This window comes from Affinundibacterium fentianense (assembly GCF_018139545.1).
Lineage (GTDB): Bacteria > Pseudomonadota > Gammaproteobacteria > Burkholderiales > Burkholderiaceae_D > Undibacterium > Undibacterium fentianense.
In genome coordinates, this window is sequence record NZ_JAGSPJ010000006.1 from 213,229 (window position 1) to 231,662 (window position 18,434).

Below are 18,434 nucleotides of genomic sequence, written 5' to 3' on the forward strand. Positions count from 1 at the left end.
TGTATTTAAAGATAAGATTTCTAGAGGCTATTTCATATCCTTTATAGCAATTTAGATGGCCTTGGTATTTGTATTTCGTCTTTTTATAAATACACTTTGCATGATCGCGATTATGTACACCACGCAAGTAGCAAACACGGTACTGATTATTAAGTGCATCGTATTTGGATTACCAAAATAAAATAGATGTCGAAGATTGGGTATGCTTAAGATCAGTGTCATTGCGATGAGTGTTCCACCAATGACCCACCAAAATATCGGATTCGAGGTGTTCAGTGCGTGTTGTAAATTGCCACTCAGCGAGCGATTGAGGAAGATAAATCCGAGGTTGCCAACAACGATCGCGCTGAACGTGATGGCACGTGCTTCATCGTTGGCGATGCCATGTTGAATTGTGAACCAGTAGATTGCTAACACCATCAGGAAAATACTACTACCTTGCCAAAAACCTCGCCATAAAACTTTGGCTTGGAAAATGCTTGAATGCATGGAACGCGGTGGACGTTGCATGATGTTCTCTTCTTCTTGCTCGGCTTCGAATACCAATGAACAACTTGGGTCGATAATTAATTCTAGGATCAGGATATGAACCGGCATCAGCAACACAGGCCAGCCGAACATTACTGGTAAAAATGATAGCGCAATGATGGGTACATGCGCAGCAATGATAAAGCTCAGTGTTTTTTGTAAATTATCGAAAATACGTCGGCCCAGACGCACGGCTGCAACGATCGATAAAAACATATCATCAAGTAGTACGAGATCAGCCGATTCGCGTGCTACATCGGTTCCTCGTTTGCCCATCGCAATCCCGATATGCGCGGCTTTCAGAGCAGGAGCATCATTCACGCCGTCGCCTGTCATCGCCACCACTGCATTGCTTTGTTTGAGCAGTCTAACGATGCGTAATTTTTGCTCTGGCATGACGCGACAAAATACATGCACATGCTGTAATTGCAGTTGCAATTGCGCATCTGACATGGCCTGCATTTGTGTGCCAGTTAAGGCGCCAGAACTCGTATCGATACCGCATTGATTGGCAATATTTAACGCCGTGACTGGATAATCACCGGTGATCATCATGACCCGTATGCCCGCATCACGACACTCTTGAATTGCGGCTGGAACGCCATCGCGAATTGGATCGGCGAAGGCAACCAAGCCTAGTAATTTAAAGTTGAAATCATGATGATGGCTAGGTAAATCTGTGCTATTGAATACGGTGGTTAATTCCGCTTTTGCTACCGCAAGAACGCGTAAGCCTTGTTCCGCCATCGTATTGACTTGTTGCATCATCGAGGTGGATTCATCGACACTCAAATGGCAAAGCTCAGCGATTGCTTCGGGTGCGCCTTTGCTAGCTATGACAATGCGATCTGTATTTTGATCTGTGTTTTGATCGGTGTTTTTCCAAGCGCGCGATATCGCAAGTAATTGTTTGGTGAGTGGATATTCTTGTAGTAGCTGCCAATTTTTGTGTAAATGTTCGCTATCGCCAAGCAAGTCCTGCCCAGCTTGCTGCAAAGCATGATCCATTGGTTCACTACCTTGAGTTTGACTCGCCAGCACGGCAAATTCCAGTACCTCATGTAAATCTTCTGGCAAGCTCCTTTGATGAGCGCAATGGAATTGATGCTCACCTTTCACAAGTTGTACCAAGGCCATTTTGTTTTGCGTTAAGGTTCCAGTTTTATCAACACATAAGACATTGGCTGATCCCAGTGTTTCGATAGCAGGAATACGGCGTGTTAATACATTCTTTTGACCAATCCGCCATGCGCCAATACCCAAGAAAATCGTCAGTACGACGGGTAATTCTTCGGGAATCATTGCCATTGCAAACGTTAATCCAACCAAGATGCCACGAGTCCAATCAGAGCGACTCCAGCCATACCAGACCGCTAATAAAATAGCCAAGCTCAAGCTCGCTAGTGCGACGTATTTGACGACTTGTTTAGTTTCTTTTTGGATGCGGGTTGGTTCTTCTTGAATTTCCGCTAAGGCGTTGCCAATTTTTCCTATGGCTGTGTTTCCTCCTGTACTTCGGATAACGGCAATACCTTGACCTTGTACAACAAGACTGCCAGAAAATACAAATGGCGTATTGTCACCACCAACAGCGCCCATAGTGATCTGTTGGAAAAACTTGTCTTGATGCTGTTGCTCTTGTTCGGAAGAGGGCGGGACAACACGATCATGCATCTCATACTTTTGATCCGTTGCCAGCTCGTTGAAAGCTACTTTGGCTACAGCCAAAGATTCCCCTGTGAGTAAGGATTCATCGACCGTTAAATTGAGAGACGAGATTAAAATCCCATCGGCTGCGACACGATCGCCTTCTGATAACACAAGATAATCACCGGTCACGACTTGCTTGCTTGGAATGCTAATACGTTGTCCTGCGCGAATCACCATTGCACGTGGATCAGATAGATCGCGTAAGGCTTCAAGCGCACGTTCGGTCTTACGCTCTTGGTAAAAGCTAATTAGAACCATGCCCATCACGAAGCCAGAAAGAACGACTGCATCATGCCAGTCGCCTAAAATGAGATAAATCGATCCACATGCGATTAACAAGAGAATCATTGGCTCTGAGATGACATGCCAAGCGATTTGCCAAACATTCTGCGCTTGTGCCGTTGCCAGTTCATTTGGGCCATCAATCAAAAATTGTGCTTGCGCTTCTTGTTCGCTTAGACCTTGAAAATTATCTGGATTCGACATGGGTATCGTATTGGCTGGGGATGGAGGAATAGATCTATTTGATTTACTTGTTACATAGGCTCATGAAAAACGATCACATCGCTGTTTTTAGTGCTCCCTAAAAGAATATACACGCCAAATCTTCATCATTTTGTGACAGATCAATAAAAAAGCCGACTAGTTTTTCTAATCGGCTTTTGAGACTTTGATTGCTTGCTTGATTTCTCTAATTTCGCTACTTAAGTTAATCCAAAGTTGCAATGACGGGAGCATGATCGGATGGTTGTTCCCATTTGCGTGGAACTCGATCAACCACGCAAGAAGTGCAGCGATCTGCGAGCGGTTTCGAAAGTAATACATGATCAATCCGCACGCCTTTATTTAGGCGGAAACCAAGCTGGCGATAGTCCCACCAGCTAAAAGTTTTTTCAGGTTGTTCAAATTGGCGGAAGCTATCACTTAAGCCGAGATCGAGCAGCGCTTGAAACGCAGCACGTTCAGCAGGTGAGACTAGATTCATGCCTTCCCACGCAGCAGGATCATGTACATCGCGGTCATCTGGTGCAATATTGTAATCACCTAGCAGCGCAAGTTGTGGATGCTGTTCTAATTCTGCTTTAACCCAGTCACGTAAGGCTGCCAGCCAACTAAGTTTGTATGGGTATTTTTCTGAGTCTAATGCTTGTCCATTTGGTACGTAGGCGCAAATTATGCGCATGCCGGCGATGGTCGCAGCGATGATGCGTTGCTGTTCGTCTTCGAATAGCGGATTGTTTTTTTGTACAGCTTCAATTGGGTGGCGGGAGATGATCGCAACCCCGTTATATGTTTTTTGGCCGGTGAAGACGACCTGATATCCGGCAGCTTCAATTTCCGCTTGTGGGAACTTATCATCGGTTAATTTGGTTTCTTGTATGCACAAGACATCAACAGGATTCATTTCCAGCCATTGCAACACTTGCGGTAGGCGGACTTTTAAAGAATTAACATTCCAGGTGACTAGTTTCATAAGTAATCTCAGACGAAGGCGATAGATGCGCGAATAAGAAAAAACGCGCTCGATGCGGGCATGGAGCGCGTCTTGTGATTAGATATCGAAGTTTAACCTGCGCGATTCATTAAGAAAGTCGTCAGCATTGGCACAGGGCGACCCGTCGCACCTTTTGCCGCACCAGATTTCCAAGATACGCCAGCGATATCGAGATGAGCCCAAGTGTATTTTTTGGTGAATCGTTCGAGAAAACATGCAGCCGTGATAGAGCCTGCTGCGGGTCCGCCGATATTTGCGATATCCGCAAAATTGGATTTCAACTGTTCGTTATATAGTTCGCCAATTGGCAATCGCCACGCCACGTCATTCGATTGTTTGCCCGCAACCAATAATTCTTCAGCCAATTTGTCATGCGTTTCATCGTGGCGGGTGAATAGGCCGGTCGTATGGTGACCAAGCGAAGTGATGATGGCTCCTGTTAGGGTTGCCACATCAATGACCGCTGCTGGCTTGAAACGTTCGGCATAGGTTAATGCATCACATAAAATAAGGCGGCCTTCTGCGTCAGTATTCAAAATTTCTATCGTTTGACCAGACATGGAAGTAATAATGTCTCCTGGACGCGTCGCTGATCCCGATGGCATATTTTCGCAGGTAGGAATAATCGCGATGACATTCAATTTCAACTTCATTTCACCGATTGCGCGCATCGTGCCGAGAACCGAGCCAGCGCCACCCATGTCGTATTTCATTTCATCCATGCCCGCGCCTGGCTTCAATGAAATTCCTCCAGAATCAAAGGTAATACCTTTACCAACTAATACAACGGGCGCGTCTTTTACTTTGCCACCCATATGTTTTAGTACGATAAATTTTGGCGGTTCGACTGTGCCTGCGGATACAGACAAGAAACTGTTCATCTTGAGTGCTTGGATTTGTTTGCGCTCAAGCACTTCCACTGCCATTTTGAATTCTGCAGCGATTTTTTTTGCAGTATTTGCTAAGTGGCTCGGCGTACAGAAGTTGGCCGGCATATTGCCTAGTTCTTTGGTCAATTCCATGCCATTTGCTAAAGCGATGCTTTGAGCAAGCGCTATTTTTGCAAGATTAACTTCATTGGCGCCAACGTAGATTGCAATTTTCTTAATGTTCGCAGGAATCGCATCTTTTTTACTTTTATGCGCATCAGTACGAAATACGGCTTCGTGAAAAGCAATCACTACTTGGCGTATTGTCCAGCTGAGATCACGTCCTTCAACAGGCGGTAACACCAAGCTGACATCTGTTCCACCGAGATTGTTCAAGCCTCGAGCGGCATTTTGTACGGCACTAATGTATGCTTTCTCCGACACTTTAGTCGGATCATCGCCGAGACCAACTAACAAAATCCGTTCAGCGTTGACGTCGGTGATGCCGCGCAACATCAGAGTAGAACCCGCTTTGCCTGAAATGTCGCCTGATTTTAATGCCGAATCGATTGCGCCTTTTTTATTCAATTGGCTTGCTGCGGACGATAATTTTTTATTCTCGAATACCCCGACGACGATACAGGCGGTTTTGATTGTGCTGAGATTGTCAGCTGCTGTGCTTTTGGCTGCTAGTGTTTTTATGCTAAAGTCCACGTCTTGCTCCTTATTATCGATCAGCGATGATCTTTTGAATTTCGCCTGAGTGCGTAAAACAACTATTATAACCCCCTTGTCAGGGCCTGTTATAACCACTTATCAAGACAAATTGAATCAATGATGATTTTTCAACGTGCGCTCAGACGAGAACTATTCAGTGCTGCAAGCGCGGTGTTTACCACTTTATTCACGATTACCGTGACCTTTATGTTGATTCGCATCTTACGCGATGCTGCGGGTGGGAAGATTGCGTCTGCTGACGTATTGATTTTGATCGGGTTTTATTCGCTCGATTATTTTCCGATTTTGTTGATTTTGACTGGATTTATTTCAGTTTTGCTGGTTGTGACTAGGGCTTACCAAGATTCAGAAATGGTGGTGTGGTTCGCTTCGGGACTCAGTCTTACCAGTTGGGTGAAACCTATTTTGAGTGTGGCTTTGCCTTTAAGTATCGTTGTTGGAACGCTCAGCATCGTGGTATCGCCTTGGGCCAACGAGCAAATGCAGGAAGTACGTAACCGCTATGAGAAACGCGAGGATATTGCGAAAGTCGCACCTGGCAAATTCCAGGAATTGCGCGGCGGACGTGTTTCGTTTGTCGAGGAGGTTTCCGGTGATTTGACTAAAGTCCAAAATATCTTTACGAGCATGTACAACGATGGTCGACCCAGCGTCATTGTTGCCAAAGAAGGTAAAGTTGAAATTGATGCACACGGCGATCGATTTTTAGTCATGAGCCAAGGACGCCGTTATGACGGTTTGCCGACCGAAGGTGATTTTCAAATGATGCAGTTTGAGAAATATGCCGTTCTACTTTCAACTCAAAGTCCACTCGACACGAGTAATAAGTCTGCTAAAGCATTGCCAGTGCAGACCCTAATTGATGAGCCGAACCCAACTCGCGATGGTGAGCTGTTGTGGCGTGTTTCTTTACCATTTATGGGATTGCTATTGATGTTGCTGGCGATCCCGCTAGGGTATGTGAATCCTCGTGTGGGACGTTCGGCGAATATGATCGTTGCATTGATTTTGGTTGCAGTAAATCTGAATATTTTGAATATGCTGCAAATGGCGGTGGTGCAAGGAAAACTCAGTTTTTGGCGTGCCTCTTGGCCGATGCACCTGATCGTTGCAATCTTGATTTCACTCTTCTTTATGTGGCGCTTAAAAGTGAATAGCCCATGGCATCCGAGTACCGTGTGGGGGCACCTAAAATGTAGGCTTTACCAAAAGCGCGGACAGCAGTGCGTTAATCACGATTTGATGGTGGATAAATAATGAAAGTGCTGCAACGCTATTTTGGTGGCGAAATCCTTCGTGCCGTGTTCTTTGTTTTATTCGCATTGTTGGTTCTTACTTCCTTTTTTGATTTGATGAAAGAACTTGCAGCAGTCAACAAAAATGGCTATTTGATTAAGCACGCGATTTATACTGTCTTGCTAAATATTCCAGGGAATGCCTATGATTTTTTGCCGATTGCAGTCTTAATAGGCACGATTTATGTTTTGGCACAATTTGCGAGTAATTCAGAATTTACCATCATGCGTGCCGCGAGCATGTCCCCGTGGACTGCAGCGAAGATGCTGGCAAAAATAGCATTGATCTTCATCTTGTTGACTTATTTGTTGGGCGAGGTAATCGCTCCTATGGCAACTAGAATGGCGAAGCAAATTAGCATGTCGCTTGCCTCAAACTTGGTTTCGACGGAATTTCGTAGCGGTTTGTGGACGAAAGATGTCATACGCAGTGAAGGCACGACGGGAAGTGTTATTGGAACGCGATTTTTGAATGTACGCGAGGTATCGCCACAGCGCACTTTATTAGGTGTGAAGATTTATGAATTTGACACTAATTTCCAATTGCTCAGAAAAATTAACGCCAGCAAAGCTGTCTATATTCGTTCTCACGTGTGGCAGTTGAGTGACGTTGTTGAGACAAGTTTTCCGAAAAATTTGGCAACAGAAGAGATGATTTCTTCAAATACGCACAAATCAGAAACCAAAGAATTACCTTCCGAGATTACGCCGGATATCCTTTCTGTTTTGTTTACCGAAGTGGATCGAATGTCGGCTTTTGAACTGGCGTCATACACGCGGCATTTGGCGGAAAACAAACAATCGACTGAACGCTATGAAATCGCATTTTGGAAAAAACTCACTTATCCCGTCTCCATCCTCGTCATGATGGCATTGGCTTTGCCGTTTGCCTATTTGCATGCACGTGACGGTGGTATTAGTTTGCGGATTTTTAGCGGGATTATGTTAGGTATGGTGTTCTATTTAGTGAATAGTTTATTCGCTTATTTGGGGCAGATTAATACTTGGCCAGCGATTGCGACAGCGTTATTTCCTAGCCTGATTTTCTCGTTGCTGGCCTATGCAGGACTACGTTTCGTGCAGCGCTAAGCGTTCGCACTATTTTTACACCCTGAAAATCATTTGAGTCTGATTATGTCAAAAAAAGCCTTAGTTTTATTCGCACATGGAGCTCGGGCTGCAACTTGGGCAGCACCTTTTGAACGATTAAAAATGATGACACAAAATAGCTTGCCCAACGTTCGGGTCGAGCTGGCGTTTCTCGAATTTATGCAGCCTTCATTACCGGATTTGATGCACTCAATCGCTGCGGACGATTGTATCGAAGTGACGATTGCACCGATATTTTTGGGACAAGGTGGGCACGTATTAAGAGACCTGCCTGTCATGGTTGAAGAATTATCTGCAGTCTACCCCCATCTACACATCCGGCAAGTTGCGGCGGCGGGAGAGCAAGAGAGCGTACTTCAGGCGATGCGTGACTATTGCATAGGTTGTTTGATGACTAGCGAATAGTCTGACCCCAGTTAAATTTTGGCGACGCGCTTATGTGATGACCTGGGTTTGATGAAAAGCATTCACCATGTCCTTGTCGCTGAGTAAGATGTGAGAGTTGAGCCAAAACCGAAGTAGTTCTGCTGCTTCAACCGCGACAAGTTCACGAGCGTTTTCTAAGGCATGTCCCAAGTCTGTTATCCGCTCAAGAAGGTGTTGATGCTGCAGCTGGTGATCCTTTAAGCCGTGGTAATTGATCGACTCCATGATCGCTTCTTCGTGCTGAAAATGGGATCGCGTGTGCGTGATTAGTTTATTAAAGATTTGTACGAGATGAAGATAGTCTTCACCTCCCTGAGTCGCTTGGTGCAATTCGTCAATGAGCGCAATTAAGACTTGGTGATCCTCATCGATGCGTGGTTCGTCAACGCTGAGACTGTCATTCCATTGAAAAAAATGCATGTCGGACTTTCAAGCTGTCGATTTGCTCGACGTTGTTCAGATTCGCGAGTGTAATTCAGAGCACCAAGATCAATCTTGTTTTATCGCAAGATGATGGTGAGTATGCTTGGCGATGTGCGTCGCGTTGTGAAGAGGTCGTCGGTGATTAGACTGAAAATAGTCGTTTTTGCATTGCATATCCCATCATGACCAACACCGGCCCTTCGCAGTGTGGTAGGCCCTCTGCAAGTTGCACTAAGGTCATATGTAAATGTTGCTCATCGGGTCGGCTACAGCTCTGCACGACGACGACAGGATAGTGATTGGGGAAATTGTTGGCGAGCATGCGTTGCGCCGTTAGCATCGCTTCTCTACCGCCCATGTATTGAATTAAGGTGTCGCAGTCAGGAATGCGGGTTTCGGTTGTTTCTCCCGGTGCAGTACTAGAAGTAAATAATGCAACGCTACGTGCAATGCCACGTTTCGTTAGTGGCAGTTTTACACTGGCCGCTGCTGCCATCGCGGTGGTAATGCCAGGAACGACCTCAAACTGGATGCCGGCTTGTTCGAGCGCAGACATTTCTTCATCAGCTCGCCCAAAAAGCATGGGGTCGCCACCTTTTAAGCGCACTACGACCGCGTGTCGTCGTGCCGCATCGATCAATTGTTGATTGATATGTTCTTGCGCAGCTGAGCGTTGCCCACTGCGTTTTCCTACCGATATCTTGATCGCTTGTGGACACAATTCCAGCATTTCTGGCGTGACCAATGCGTCGTGTAAAACAATATTCGCTTGAGCCAAGAGTTTGGCACCACGCACCGTAATCAAATCAACTGCCCCCGGACCAGCACCGACTAAATAGACGATGCCTGTTTCCTGTTGGATCGAGGGCGAAGTTGATTCAGATAGATTAGCCAAGACGTATCATTCCCGCTGCGACAGTTTGATGGGTGACTTCGTCGATCAAAATAAATGCGCCGGTAGCACGGGTGATGTCGTAAGCATCGGCCGCCAAGGCTTGCTGTACATTGATATTGACGCGAGCGATGTCGTTCAATTTAAGTGTATCAGTTGGGCGGCGTTCTTGGGTATTGATATCCAATAAAGTGTCGATCGACGCAACACGTGCCGCGACTTGACGGGTGGTATGTTTCAACCAATATTTGCGACGCGAATCTAAAGCTTCTTCAGACAACCAACATACATCGGCACTCAGCGATTTGAGTACCGTCGCTGGACGATCTGCTGCTGCCAACATATCGCCACGTGAGATATCAACATATTCGTTGAGCAAAATGGTGACGGATTGACCAACCACTGCAGTTTGTAATGAGCCATCTAATGTTTGGATATCTTTGACAGTCGCGCTTTGGCCGGAAGGTTGTACCACGATGCTGTCGCCAACACTGATCTTGCCTGCTTCTATGCGTCCCATGTAGCCACGGAAATCATTCGCTTCGTGACCGTTGTGGCGCGCAACTAACTGCACAGGAAAACGGAAAGGCTCGTCGTGGCAGTCGTCATACACGTCTAAAGATTCCAACAACTCGATTAATGTCGGACCTTGATACCACGCTAGATTGTCGCTGTTGGTGACCACGTTATCGCCAGCCAGCGCGGATAGTGGAATGGGATGCACGTCGCGTAGACCTAATTGCGCTGCGAAGCTTTGGTAAACAGCGACAATACGCTCGTACACAGTTTGATCGTAATTCACCAAATCCATTTTGTTGACAGCCACGATCACGTGTTCGATTTGCAGCAAATGGGCGATGGTGGAATGACGTTTGGTTTGCGTGAGCAATTCTACGCTGCCGTCGTCGCCGAGTTTGACTTTGGAGACGTCGATCAAAATGATCACCGCATCAGCAGTCGAGGCACCAGTCACCATATTGCGTGTGTATTGCTCGTGACCCGGCGTATCCGCAATGATGAATTTACGTTTTGGCGTGGCGAAATAACGGTAAGCCACGTCGATGGTAATGCCTTGTTCACGTTCGGCTTCTAAGCCATCTGTAAGCAATGAGAGATCAATGGTGTCGCCAACGGTACGCTTATGTTTAGCTTTAGAAATTGCATTGAGTTGATCCGCGAAGATGCCTTTACTATCGAATAGCAAACGACCAATCAGCGTACTTTTTCCATCGTCCACGGAGCCTGCCGTGATGAAGCGTAATAGGCCGCGTTCACGTGTGAGGTCGTTGGTCGTGGCGGATTGTTGTACCTGGGTGCTCATTAGAAATATCCTTCTTTTTTACGTTTTTCCATGGAAGATTCAGAGGTTTGATCATCCATGCGTGTGGCGCCGCGTTCGGTAATTTGGGTAACTGCGGTTTCTTCGATAATCGCTTCGACAGTCGCGGCATCGGAAGAGACGGGGCAAGTACAAGAAATATCACCCACGGTGCGGAAGCGCACAATTTGTTTTTCTACGGTTTCACCAGCACGTGGCGGGGTTAATTCAGTGACTGGAACCAACAAGCCATTGCGCGGAATCACTTCGCGTTCATGTGCGAAATAAATCGGTGGTAGCTCGAGTTTTTCACGGGCGATGTATTGCCAAACGTCGAGTTCGGTCCAATTCGAAATAGGGAACACGCGAATGTTTTCACCTGGATGAACGCGAGTGTTATACAAGTCCCATAATTCAGGGCGTTGGGCTTTTGGATTCCATTGTCCGAATTCATCGCGGAAGGAAAAGATACGTTCTTTGGCACGTGCTTTTTCTTCATCGCGACGGGCGCCGCCTATGCATGCATCAAATTGATGTTCGGCAATCGTTTCCAACAAGGTCACAGCTTGCGCCGCATTGCGTGAATCGGTTTTGGGGTTACGCAAGCGCACGGTGCCGCGATTGATTGAGTCTTCGACCGAACCGACGATTAAACGTTCGCCCAACTCCGCCACGCGTTTGTCACGGAAAGTGATTACTTCTGGAAAGTTGTGACCGGTATCGACGTGTACTAATGGGAAAGGGAATTTACCCGGGCGGAATGCTTTTTCAGCGATACGCAATAACACCACAGAATCTTTACCGCCTGAAAACAACAGGGCAGGATTTGTACATTCAGCAGCCACTTCACGCATGATGTGGATGGCTTCGGATTCCAGCCAATCGAGATGGCGATTACTCGCGGCATCAATGAAGTGATTTTCTACTACGGTGTTCATGCGGAGCCTTTTAATTCAGTATTCGGTTTACAAATCATTTCGTTCAAATTGCTTTAATGCGGACTAGTTTTCCATCCACCACATGCAAGCCACATTCTTTGGACTCGGGATTTTCCCACCACCAGCGTCCTGCGCGTACATCTTCGCCGGGTTGGATGGCACGGGTGCAAGGTTCGCAGCCTATCGATGGGTAGCCTTTATCGTGTAATGCATTGTAAGGCACATTATTGCTGCGAATATAGTGCCAAACATCATCTTCTGTCCAATCTGCCAAAGGGTTGAATTTTTGCATAGCGTGAGCGACATCGTCTTCTTGCACTGCCAATTCGGTGCGTGTCGCAGACTGTGCGCGTCTTTGGCCAGTGATCCACGCTTTTTTGCCTTTTAAAGCGCGATTGAGCGGTTCTACTTTACGAATTCTGCAGCATTCTTTGCGCATGTCGACGCTGTCGTAAAAAGCGTTGACGCCATGCTGTCTGACGTAATCTTCAACTGCATCGAGATTGGGTTTGAACAATTGAATGTCGACTGCATAGGTAGCGCGAATCTTGTCCAGCATTGCCAAGGTTTCTTTGTGCAGACGACCAGTCTCCAAAGAAAAAATACCAATATTAAATTGGCGGCGCAAAATTAAATCCGTCAGCACCATGTCTTCTGCCGCGAGGCTAGAGGCAAAAACTGCGGGCGTAAATTCACTCGCAATTTTCTCTAAGATCGCGACGGTGTTGGCTAATCGGATTTCGTATTCGCTTGTATCGTTCATGGAGTTAACTACCTGTTCTTGCCGCACGACGGAATAAGGGATTTTTTTCATCGACCGAACTTTGGTATTTTTCACTGAAGTCGGTTAAACCTTTGATGGCGTCATGAATGTTTTTATCTGCACGTACCGCAAAGGCGTTGAAACCAACGCGTTGCATATAAAACAGTTGGTCGCGTAGCACGTCGCCGATCGCACGTAGCTCACCTGCATAGTTGAAGCGTGTGCGCAAATTGTAGGCAATCGAGTAGCCACGGCCATCAGCAAATTTAGGAAAATCGACAGCCAACAAGTTAAATAAGTACAAGTCTTGCTGTAATTCTTTGGCTTGCTCATTGCTGCTAAACCAGACTGCGATATCGTGGCGCTCTTTGGCTCGCTCAATTAATTTGTCACGTTGAAATTGCCACACTTTGAGTGGCACGATCACTTTTCCTTCGGGTACTTCGATTGCGTCGGCGGTATCGTCTTCAGACAATTGTAAGATTTCCCAATTGTCTTCCACTACCGCGCGATCTTTAATAATTTTCGTCATGTATTTCTCCCCCTAGTACACTACTGCAGAGCCGGCATCCTCTCCGTGATGCTCGATCGTTTTTATTGGTGTTGCATAAACAAATTCTTTGAATGGCGTAATGCCTAGCCGCTGCGCTGTATCGATAAATCGTTCACCGTTCACGCGCTCACGCAAGTAAACCTGAATAATGCGCTCGATGACTTCTGGCATTTGCCCAGCAGAGAAAGATGGGCCAATGATTTTGCCAATGGCTGCTTGATTGCCTTGTGCTCCGCCTATTGATACTTGATACCACTCGCTACCGTCTTTATCTACACCAAGAATCCCAATGTTTCCTACATGATGATGTCCACATGCATTGATACATCCCGACATGTTTAATTCAAGATCACCAATATCATGCAAGTAGTCGAGATCATTGAATCTGTCCGTGATATCGAGCGCAATCGGAATGGACTTTGCATTGGCTAAAGCGCAAAAATCACCCCCCGGACAGCAAATCATGTCAGTCAATAAACCGATATTGGGTGTCGCTAGTCCATGCGCTTTTGCTTCTTGCCATAAGGCGAACAATTGACTTTGTTCGACATCGGAAAGCACGAGATTTTGCTCATGGGTCACTCGGATTTCGCCGAAGCTGTAGCGGTCTGCTAAATCTGCGATGAAATCGAGTTGATCTGCACTTGCATCGCCTGGCGGTACACCGGGTTTTTTGAGTGATAGCAATACTGCATTATAACCTGCTACTTTATGTGGTTTGACATTGCGTTTTACCCAATTTGCGAAAGCCTTATTTTCTTGTTGTAATTGCACAAAACTCTGATCAGTTTCCGGCAAACTCGCGTAGTTTGGTGTGCTGAAATAGCTTGCGACCCGAGCCAGTTCGGCTTCCGTCAAGGTCCCTGGTCCGCCCTTGATGTCTTGCCATTCATCTTCGACTTGACGGGCGAATTCTTCTACCCCAAGTGCTTTGACTAAAATCTTGATACGGGCTTTGTAGATATTGTCTCTCCGCCCAAATTGATTGTAGATGCGCAAGATGGCTTCCAAATAGGTCATGACATGTTGCCAAGGAAGGAACTCGCGGATGACGCTACCTAATATCGGTGTTCGTCCCATGCCTCCACCGACCATGACCTTGAAACCAACTTCACCGGCATCATTATGTACAACGGTTAAGCCGATATCGTGAACCGCAATCGCTGCACGGTCTTCTTTAGAACCATTGATAGCAATCTTGAATTTACGCGGTAAATAGGCAAATTCAGGATGAAAGGTCGTCCACTGGCGCAAGATTTCTGCATAGGGACGAGGGTCAATAATTTCGTCAGGCGCAATTCCTGCAAATTCATCAGAAGTAATATTGCGCATGCAGTTGCCAGATGTTTGTATCGCATGCATTTCGACTTCAGCTAATTCAGCGAGTATGTCTGGCGTATCTTCCAGATTGATCCAGTTGTACTGAATATTCTGACGCGTCGTGAAGTGACCATAGCCGCGATCATATTTGCGAGCGATATGTGCAAATTTTCTTACCTGTGTCGAAGACAGTAATCCATAAGGAACTGCAACACGCAGCATGTAGGCATGTCTTTGCATGTATAAACCGTTTTGAAGACGCAAAATGCGGAATTCGTCTTCGGACAATTCATTGGCGATACGGCGGCTTACCTGATCACGAAATTGGGCAACGCGTTCTTGGATAATCAGATGGTCATGTTGGTCGTAGCGATACATCTTTAAACTTCCTATTTTAGAGTGCCTTGTGAATCGCAAGCACACGGATTCAACTGGGGCTTTCTGTCAAAAATTGTTGAGTCTGAACTACGCTCAATTCAAACCGAGTGTTAGTTTCGATCAGGATTACAAGATAACGAAGCGAACTTGATCACTTACAAAACTAATTTGCATGCAACCAATGTTAGTGTGGTTGCCAAAATGCCGCGCAATAGTTTTTCGGGAACTGCTTTCGCTGCCAAGGAGCCAAGAGTGATACCAGGTACGGAGCCCAGCAGCAGCGATCCTAATAGTTCCCAGTTAATTGAGCCCAGCCACCAGTGTCCTATCGCAGCGATCGCTGTTAATGGCACGGCATAAGCGATGTCGGTTCCCGCTACATGCGCGGCGGGCATCTTCGGGTAAAGAAGGACCAAAATGGTCGCCCCAATAGCCCCAGCACCGATCGAAGAAATCGTGACCAAGATTCCGAGCACTGCACCGGCGATGACCGTTGCGACTGCTAATCGAGTCCCTTGCAATTGGCGTTCTGGATGGGCATTCATCCAAGCCATCAATTTACTTCGATAGAGAATCGCAATGACGGTTAGGAAGACAGAAGAGGCAATGGAGTACCGGATGATTTGGCCTAGTTCTTTACTTAAGCCGCCAAAATATTTGAGCGCGAGGGTGGCGATCAAGGCCGCAGGCAAAGCACCAATACACAAGAGGCGAACGACTTGCCATTCAACTGTGCCGCGTAAGCGGTGCGTGAAAGTTCCGGTTGCCTTGGTGATAGAGGCAAATGCCAAATCTGTACCAACTGCAACCGCGGGCGATACGCCAAACAGCAGGGTCAGCAGTGGCGTCATCAATGAGCCGCCCCCAACACCTGTTAAACCAACCAAGGTGCCAACTGCGAATCCAGAGATGATGTAGGTAAGTGTCATAGAGCCTCGTGCAAAGTAGCAGGCATGATAAGTGCACACCACTTTATAACCAACTACATAGTATTTATTTGCTTATATGCAGTTTGACTATATAGAAATGCGATTTGTATCCCAAATTTATCATGGACGGGCATAGCTCACCCATTTCTCAATTTTATTATTTGAAGTGGTAAAAAACTCAATTGTATTGTTAGCTTGACTCTAACTCGTACATGGATAGATAGGAGGTATTGCTTCTGAAATCTACGTATCGCTATCCAAACTCAGTTTGGGAACCAATACAGAGTTGCATTAATTCGATGGAATAAGCGCATTCAAATCGGTTACGCCGATGTCGACCTGAATTTGGTTCAGCATCGTTGTTATTTGCCCGCGATGATGCGTTTGATGATTAAACAAGTGCATCAGCAAACTAAAGAGATTTTTCGAAAAAGGATGCCCTTTGAGATCATGATAGTGGACGGAATCAAGAAGCATCGCTTCATCGACAAGATCTCCAATGCTGATCAGAATTCTGTCTATCTCAATTCGGTAGTCGTAAAGATCTTGAAAATTATCGAACAAAGGTGCATCGAGTCGATGGATATCGCGAAATTGGCGGCTATCTGGAAGTCCTGAGTCCGGCAGAAAGTTCGCGCTTAAACGCTTTAACCAAATCGTATCTGCCACGGCAATATGATTAAGTGTCAGATAAATAGAGCCGAAAAAGGCGCCTCGATTAAGATGGAGTGCAACTTCATCGAGCTGACTCGCTGCGAGGTACAATTTCTCATTCATCCATTGATTGTAACTTGCCATAAGCTGAACATGCTTTTTGAGAGACATAGTGCTTCCTTGCTGAGAGAGAGCTTGCGAAACCGAGCGCATCGGAAAGTAGAGATAGTATGCTTTTAGCCAGATGCAATAGGCACAGTTTACAATACCTTCTTTCGGGCTCTTGAATATTTTTGTTTTTTTCTAATTATGCTTGAACAACTTCTGCCCTTTGTTTTTCATCGTGAGCATGTATTCGCCAGACGACTCGCACAGCGTCAGAAAATCAGTCTTGAGCAAGCATATATGCAGGTTTTGCTAGAAGTCGCCAAGCCCTTAGCTGTGAACGATTTGCTTGCACAACGACGCGCACAGCAACAACAAATCGTTGAACGTAAGCAGTCTCAACAGCAAGAATCGAAACGCCGTTTTGCAATGAAACTGGAGCAAACAGTGCGGATGCAAAGCGATCCAAATCAACCGGCACAAAAGGCGTGGCGCGCGTGGTTTGATGGCTCTGCAAGTCCAAATCCCGGCGAATGTTCCATTGGCGTGTTGTTGCTTTCGCCGTTCGGGGAGCGGTGGGAAGTGAGTCGCGCGATAGGTTATGGAAATAGTAGTATTGCAGAGTACAGCGCATTGATCACATCGCTAGAATTAATTGTTTCTCATTGCTGTTTGCATACAACTGATGCCACGAAACGAGAGATTTTGTTGTTTGGCGATAGTCGTGTCGTTATCGATGATCTCCAAGCCGAATTGCATGATTCTTCTGCTCATCTCCTTATATATCGTGAAAGAGCCAAGCAATTGGTCTCGCAGATTCCGCGACTCAAAATTTATTGGATTCCACGGCATAGAAACGGCGTCGCAGATCACCTCGCCAGCTCTGCTCGAGGCGCTATGGCGGCAGATTTATTAACCTAAATCCGATAGTCCTAGCTTAGCTAGCCATGGCGGGGCATGCAATGCTCACATCTAGCTTAGACAAATTTGTGTCATTTCTATCCGACTTTCCTGTCATCTATTGCTGTTCTGATTATTTTTCGCTTAGGATGGAGCGGGATGATCTTGATTTAGCTCAAGAATAAAAACATGAGCTGAATTGCGAGAAACCGGGATAAAAAAACTTGATAAAACGAACAAATCTTTGACTCGGGAGACAAAATGAGTGAGCCGACAAACGGCCGTGATGGGGATTCAGCTGCCCCTGATATACGTATGGTAATCGATCAAAAAAGTGCTTTCCCACCAGTCGCGCGATTAGGTGCGTTTCGACCATTTCATTGGTTGTATTTAGGATGGCAAGATTTTCGTGCTGAACCCTTAGCAGGCTTGATGTATGGGATTTGCTTTGCGGTGATGGGGGGCGTACTAAAACTCACTTTGGCAAATGCCCCACAATATTTGTCTGCGCTGACTTGTGGATTTTTATTGGTCGGACCTTTGTTAGCGCTCGGTTTATACGACGTGAGTCGGCGTATTGAGAACCTGCGTTCAGGCATGATAGGCAGTGTTTTCTCCATGAGTGGGCGATGGAGTAATATCGGCACGTTTGCCGTGGTGCTCGCGGTTATTATGATGGTGTGGGCGCGCGCTTCGCTGGTGATCTTCGCCTTGTTTTACAATAAGGGTATGCCAACTATGGAAGGTTTTCTGGCAAAACTTTTTTCGCTGGAAAATGTCGAATTTTTAGTAGTCTATGCATGCATAGGATTTATTTTTGCAAGTCTGGTCTTCGCGATCAGTTGGGTTTCCATCCCCTTAATGTTGGATCGCGATACGGATGCGATTACAGCAATGATTATTAGTATTGTTGCTTTATTTGTTAATGTTCCGCTGACGATGATATGGGGACTGACCATTGTTAGTTTTGTCGTGCTGGGATTTATGACTTGGAATCTTGGTTTTATCATTGCGATGCCTATTATCGGTCACGCGACTTGGCATGCTTATCGTGAAGTTGTCGGGCCAAGTGATCATCGCGCCTAAACGA

The 18,434-nt window shown here is 46.2% G+C and carries 17 protein-coding genes; 5 read left to right on the forward strand and 12 right to left on the reverse strand.

The features are described from left to right. Positions 1–51: 51 nt before the first annotated feature. The 3 genes from KDM90_RS14635 to KDM90_RS14645 form a co-directional block, all read right to left on the reverse strand. Positions 52–2,724 (reverse strand): cation-translocating P-type ATPase, encoded by a 2,673-nt coding sequence (locus tag KDM90_RS14635; protein ID WP_212676362.1) that lies wholly within the window; start codon positions 2,722–2,724, stop codon positions 52–54. A gap of 223 nt (positions 2,725–2,947) precedes the next feature. Further along, the gene (gene xth, locus KDM90_RS14640) at positions 2,948–3,712 is read right to left on the reverse strand and encodes an exodeoxyribonuclease III (protein WP_189344868.1); all 765 of its coding nucleotides are present in this window, start codon (positions 3,710–3,712) and stop codon (positions 2,948–2,950) included. 92 nt (positions 3,713–3,804) lie between these two features. Further along, positions 3,805–5,316 carry a leucyl aminopeptidase gene (locus KDM90_RS14645; RefSeq protein WP_212676363.1) on the reverse strand — a complete coding sequence of 504 codons (1,512 nt, stop codon included), beginning with the start codon at positions 5,314–5,316 and terminating at the stop codon, positions 3,805–3,807. A gap of 123 nt (positions 5,317–5,439) precedes the next feature. Between KDM90_RS14645 and lptF the strand changes: the two genes are divergently transcribed. From lptF to KDM90_RS14660, 3 genes are read left to right on the forward strand one after another with little or no spacing between them, the layout of a single operon-like run. Further along, on the forward strand, positions 5,440–6,597 hold the full coding sequence (gene lptF / locus KDM90_RS14650; RefSeq protein WP_212676528.1) for an LPS export ABC transporter permease LptF: 1,158 nt from the start codon (positions 5,440–5,442) through the stop codon (positions 6,595–6,597). Then, complete coding sequence (gene lptG / locus KDM90_RS14655; protein WP_212676364.1) at positions 6,597–7,724, forward strand: LPS export ABC transporter permease LptG; 1,128 nt, start codon at positions 6,597–6,599, stop codon at positions 7,722–7,724. Before lptF ends, lptG begins: the two co-directional genes overlap by 1 nt. Positions 7,725–7,769: 45 nt before the next feature. After that, positions 7,770–8,150: a sirohydrochlorin chelatase gene (locus KDM90_RS14660; protein WP_212676365.1), complete on the forward strand. Its 381-nt coding sequence runs from the start codon at positions 7,770–7,772 to the stop codon at positions 8,148–8,150. A 30-nt stretch (positions 8,151–8,180) separates the two neighbouring features. On the opposite strand, the gene KDM90_RS14665 is transcribed toward KDM90_RS14660, so the two are convergent. From KDM90_RS14665 to KDM90_RS14705, 9 genes are all read right to left on the reverse strand, one after another. After that, complete coding sequence (locus KDM90_RS14665; protein WP_212676366.1) at positions 8,181–8,591, reverse strand: bacteriohemerythrin; 411 nt, start codon at positions 8,589–8,591, stop codon at positions 8,181–8,183. Between the two features lie 145 nt (positions 8,592–8,736). Further along, the gene (gene cobA / locus KDM90_RS14670) at positions 8,737–9,489 is read right to left on the reverse strand and encodes a uroporphyrinogen-III C-methyltransferase (protein WP_230409824.1); all 753 of its coding nucleotides are present in this window, start codon (positions 9,487–9,489) and stop codon (positions 8,737–8,739) included. Then, positions 9,482–10,807, reverse strand: coding sequence for a sulfate adenylyltransferase subunit 1 (locus KDM90_RS14675; protein WP_212676367.1), 1,326 nt, complete (start codon positions 10,805–10,807; stop codon positions 9,482–9,484). The genes cobA and KDM90_RS14675 overlap by 8 nt, the downstream gene beginning before the upstream one ends. Beyond that, positions 10,807–11,742: a sulfate adenylyltransferase subunit CysD gene (gene cysD / locus KDM90_RS14680; protein WP_212676368.1), complete on the reverse strand. Its 936-nt coding sequence runs from the start codon at positions 11,740–11,742 to the stop codon at positions 10,807–10,809. Before cysD ends, KDM90_RS14675 begins: the two co-directional genes overlap by 1 nt. A gap of 43 nt (positions 11,743–11,785) precedes the next feature. Then, the gene (locus KDM90_RS14685; protein WP_212676369.1) at positions 11,786–12,505 is read right to left on the reverse strand and encodes a phosphoadenylyl-sulfate reductase; all 720 of its coding nucleotides are present in this window, start codon (positions 12,503–12,505) and stop codon (positions 11,786–11,788) included. A 4-nt stretch (positions 12,506–12,509) separates the two neighbouring features. After that, on the reverse strand, positions 12,510–13,037 hold the full coding sequence (locus tag KDM90_RS14690) for a DUF934 domain-containing protein (RefSeq protein WP_212676370.1): 528 nt from the start codon (positions 13,035–13,037) through the stop codon (positions 12,510–12,512). Between the two features lie 12 nt (positions 13,038–13,049). Further along, positions 13,050–14,756, reverse strand: coding sequence for a nitrite/sulfite reductase (locus KDM90_RS14695; protein WP_212676371.1), 1,707 nt, complete (start codon positions 14,754–14,756; stop codon positions 13,050–13,052). A 155-nt stretch (positions 14,757–14,911) separates the two neighbouring features. After that, positions 14,912–15,685 carry a sulfite exporter TauE/SafE family protein gene (locus KDM90_RS14700; protein ID WP_212676372.1) on the reverse strand — a complete coding sequence of 258 codons (774 nt, stop codon included), beginning with the start codon at positions 15,683–15,685 and terminating at the stop codon, positions 14,912–14,914. A 291-nt stretch (positions 15,686–15,976) separates the two neighbouring features. Then, the gene (locus KDM90_RS14705) at positions 15,977–16,510 is read right to left on the reverse strand and encodes a DinB family protein (protein WP_212676373.1); all 534 of its coding nucleotides are present in this window, start codon (positions 16,508–16,510) and stop codon (positions 15,977–15,979) included. Positions 16,511–16,648: 138 nt separating this feature from the next. Here KDM90_RS14705 and KDM90_RS14710 point away from each other — a divergent pair, with 138 nt between their 5' ends. Continuing rightward, on the forward strand, positions 16,649–17,365 hold the full coding sequence (locus KDM90_RS14710; protein WP_212676374.1) for a ribonuclease HI family protein: 717 nt from the start codon (positions 16,649–16,651) through the stop codon (positions 17,363–17,365). Positions 17,366–17,605: 240 nt separating this feature from the next. Further along, positions 17,606–18,430 carry a DUF2189 domain-containing protein gene (locus KDM90_RS14715; RefSeq protein WP_212676375.1) on the forward strand — a complete coding sequence of 275 codons (825 nt, stop codon included), beginning with the start codon at positions 17,606–17,608 and terminating at the stop codon, positions 18,428–18,430. Positions 18,431–18,434 lie beyond the last annotated feature (4 nt).

Excerpts from the sequence above, each read along its gene's own strand:
- KDM90_RS14675 (WP_212676367.1), bottom strand. The coding sequence starts at position 10,807 with ATGAGCACCCAGGTACAACAATCCGCCACGACCAACGACCTCACACGT.
- KDM90_RS14710 (WP_212676374.1), top strand. The coding sequence starts at position 16,649 with ATGCTTGAACAACTTCTGCCCTTTGTTTTTCATCGTGAGCATGTATTC.
- cysD (WP_212676368.1), bottom strand. The coding sequence starts at position 11,742 with ATGAACACCGTAGTAGAAAATCACTTCATTGATGCCGCGAGTAATCGC.
- KDM90_RS14690 (WP_212676370.1), bottom strand. The coding sequence starts at position 13,037 with ATGACGAAAATTATTAAAGATCGCGCGGTAGTGGAAGACAATTGGGAA.
- KDM90_RS14660 (WP_212676365.1), top strand. The coding sequence starts at position 7,770 with ATGTCAAAAAAAGCCTTAGTTTTATTCGCACATGGAGCTCGGGCTGCA.
- KDM90_RS14700 (WP_212676372.1), bottom strand. The coding sequence starts at position 15,685 with ATGACACTTACCTACATCATCTCTGGATTCGCAGTTGGCACCTTGGTT.
- xth (WP_189344868.1), bottom strand. The coding sequence starts at position 3,712 with ATGAAACTAGTCACCTGGAATGTTAATTCTTTAAAAGTCCGCCTACCG.
- KDM90_RS14665 (WP_212676366.1), bottom strand. The coding sequence starts at position 8,591 with ATGCATTTTTTTCAATGGAATGACAGTCTCAGCGTTGACGAACCACGC.
- KDM90_RS14705 (WP_212676373.1), bottom strand. The coding sequence starts at position 16,510 with ATGTCTCTCAAAAAGCATGTTCAGCTTATGGCAAGTTACAATCAATGG.
- KDM90_RS14685 (WP_212676369.1), bottom strand. The coding sequence starts at position 12,505 with ATGAACGATACAAGCGAATACGAAATCCGATTAGCCAACACCGTCGCG.
- KDM90_RS14695 (WP_212676371.1), bottom strand. The coding sequence starts at position 14,756 with ATGTATCGCTACGACCAACATGACCATCTGATTATCCAAGAACGCGTT.
- lptF (WP_212676528.1), top strand. The coding sequence starts at position 5,440 with ATGATTTTTCAACGTGCGCTCAGACGAGAACTATTCAGTGCTGCAAGC.
- KDM90_RS14715 (WP_212676375.1), top strand. The coding sequence starts at position 17,606 with ATGAGTGAGCCGACAAACGGCCGTGATGGGGATTCAGCTGCCCCTGAT.
- lptG (WP_212676364.1), top strand. The coding sequence starts at position 6,597 with ATGAAAGTGCTGCAACGCTATTTTGGTGGCGAAATCCTTCGTGCCGTG.
- KDM90_RS14635 (WP_212676362.1), bottom strand. The coding sequence starts at position 2,724 with ATGTCGAATCCAGATAATTTTCAAGGTCTAAGCGAACAAGAAGCGCAA.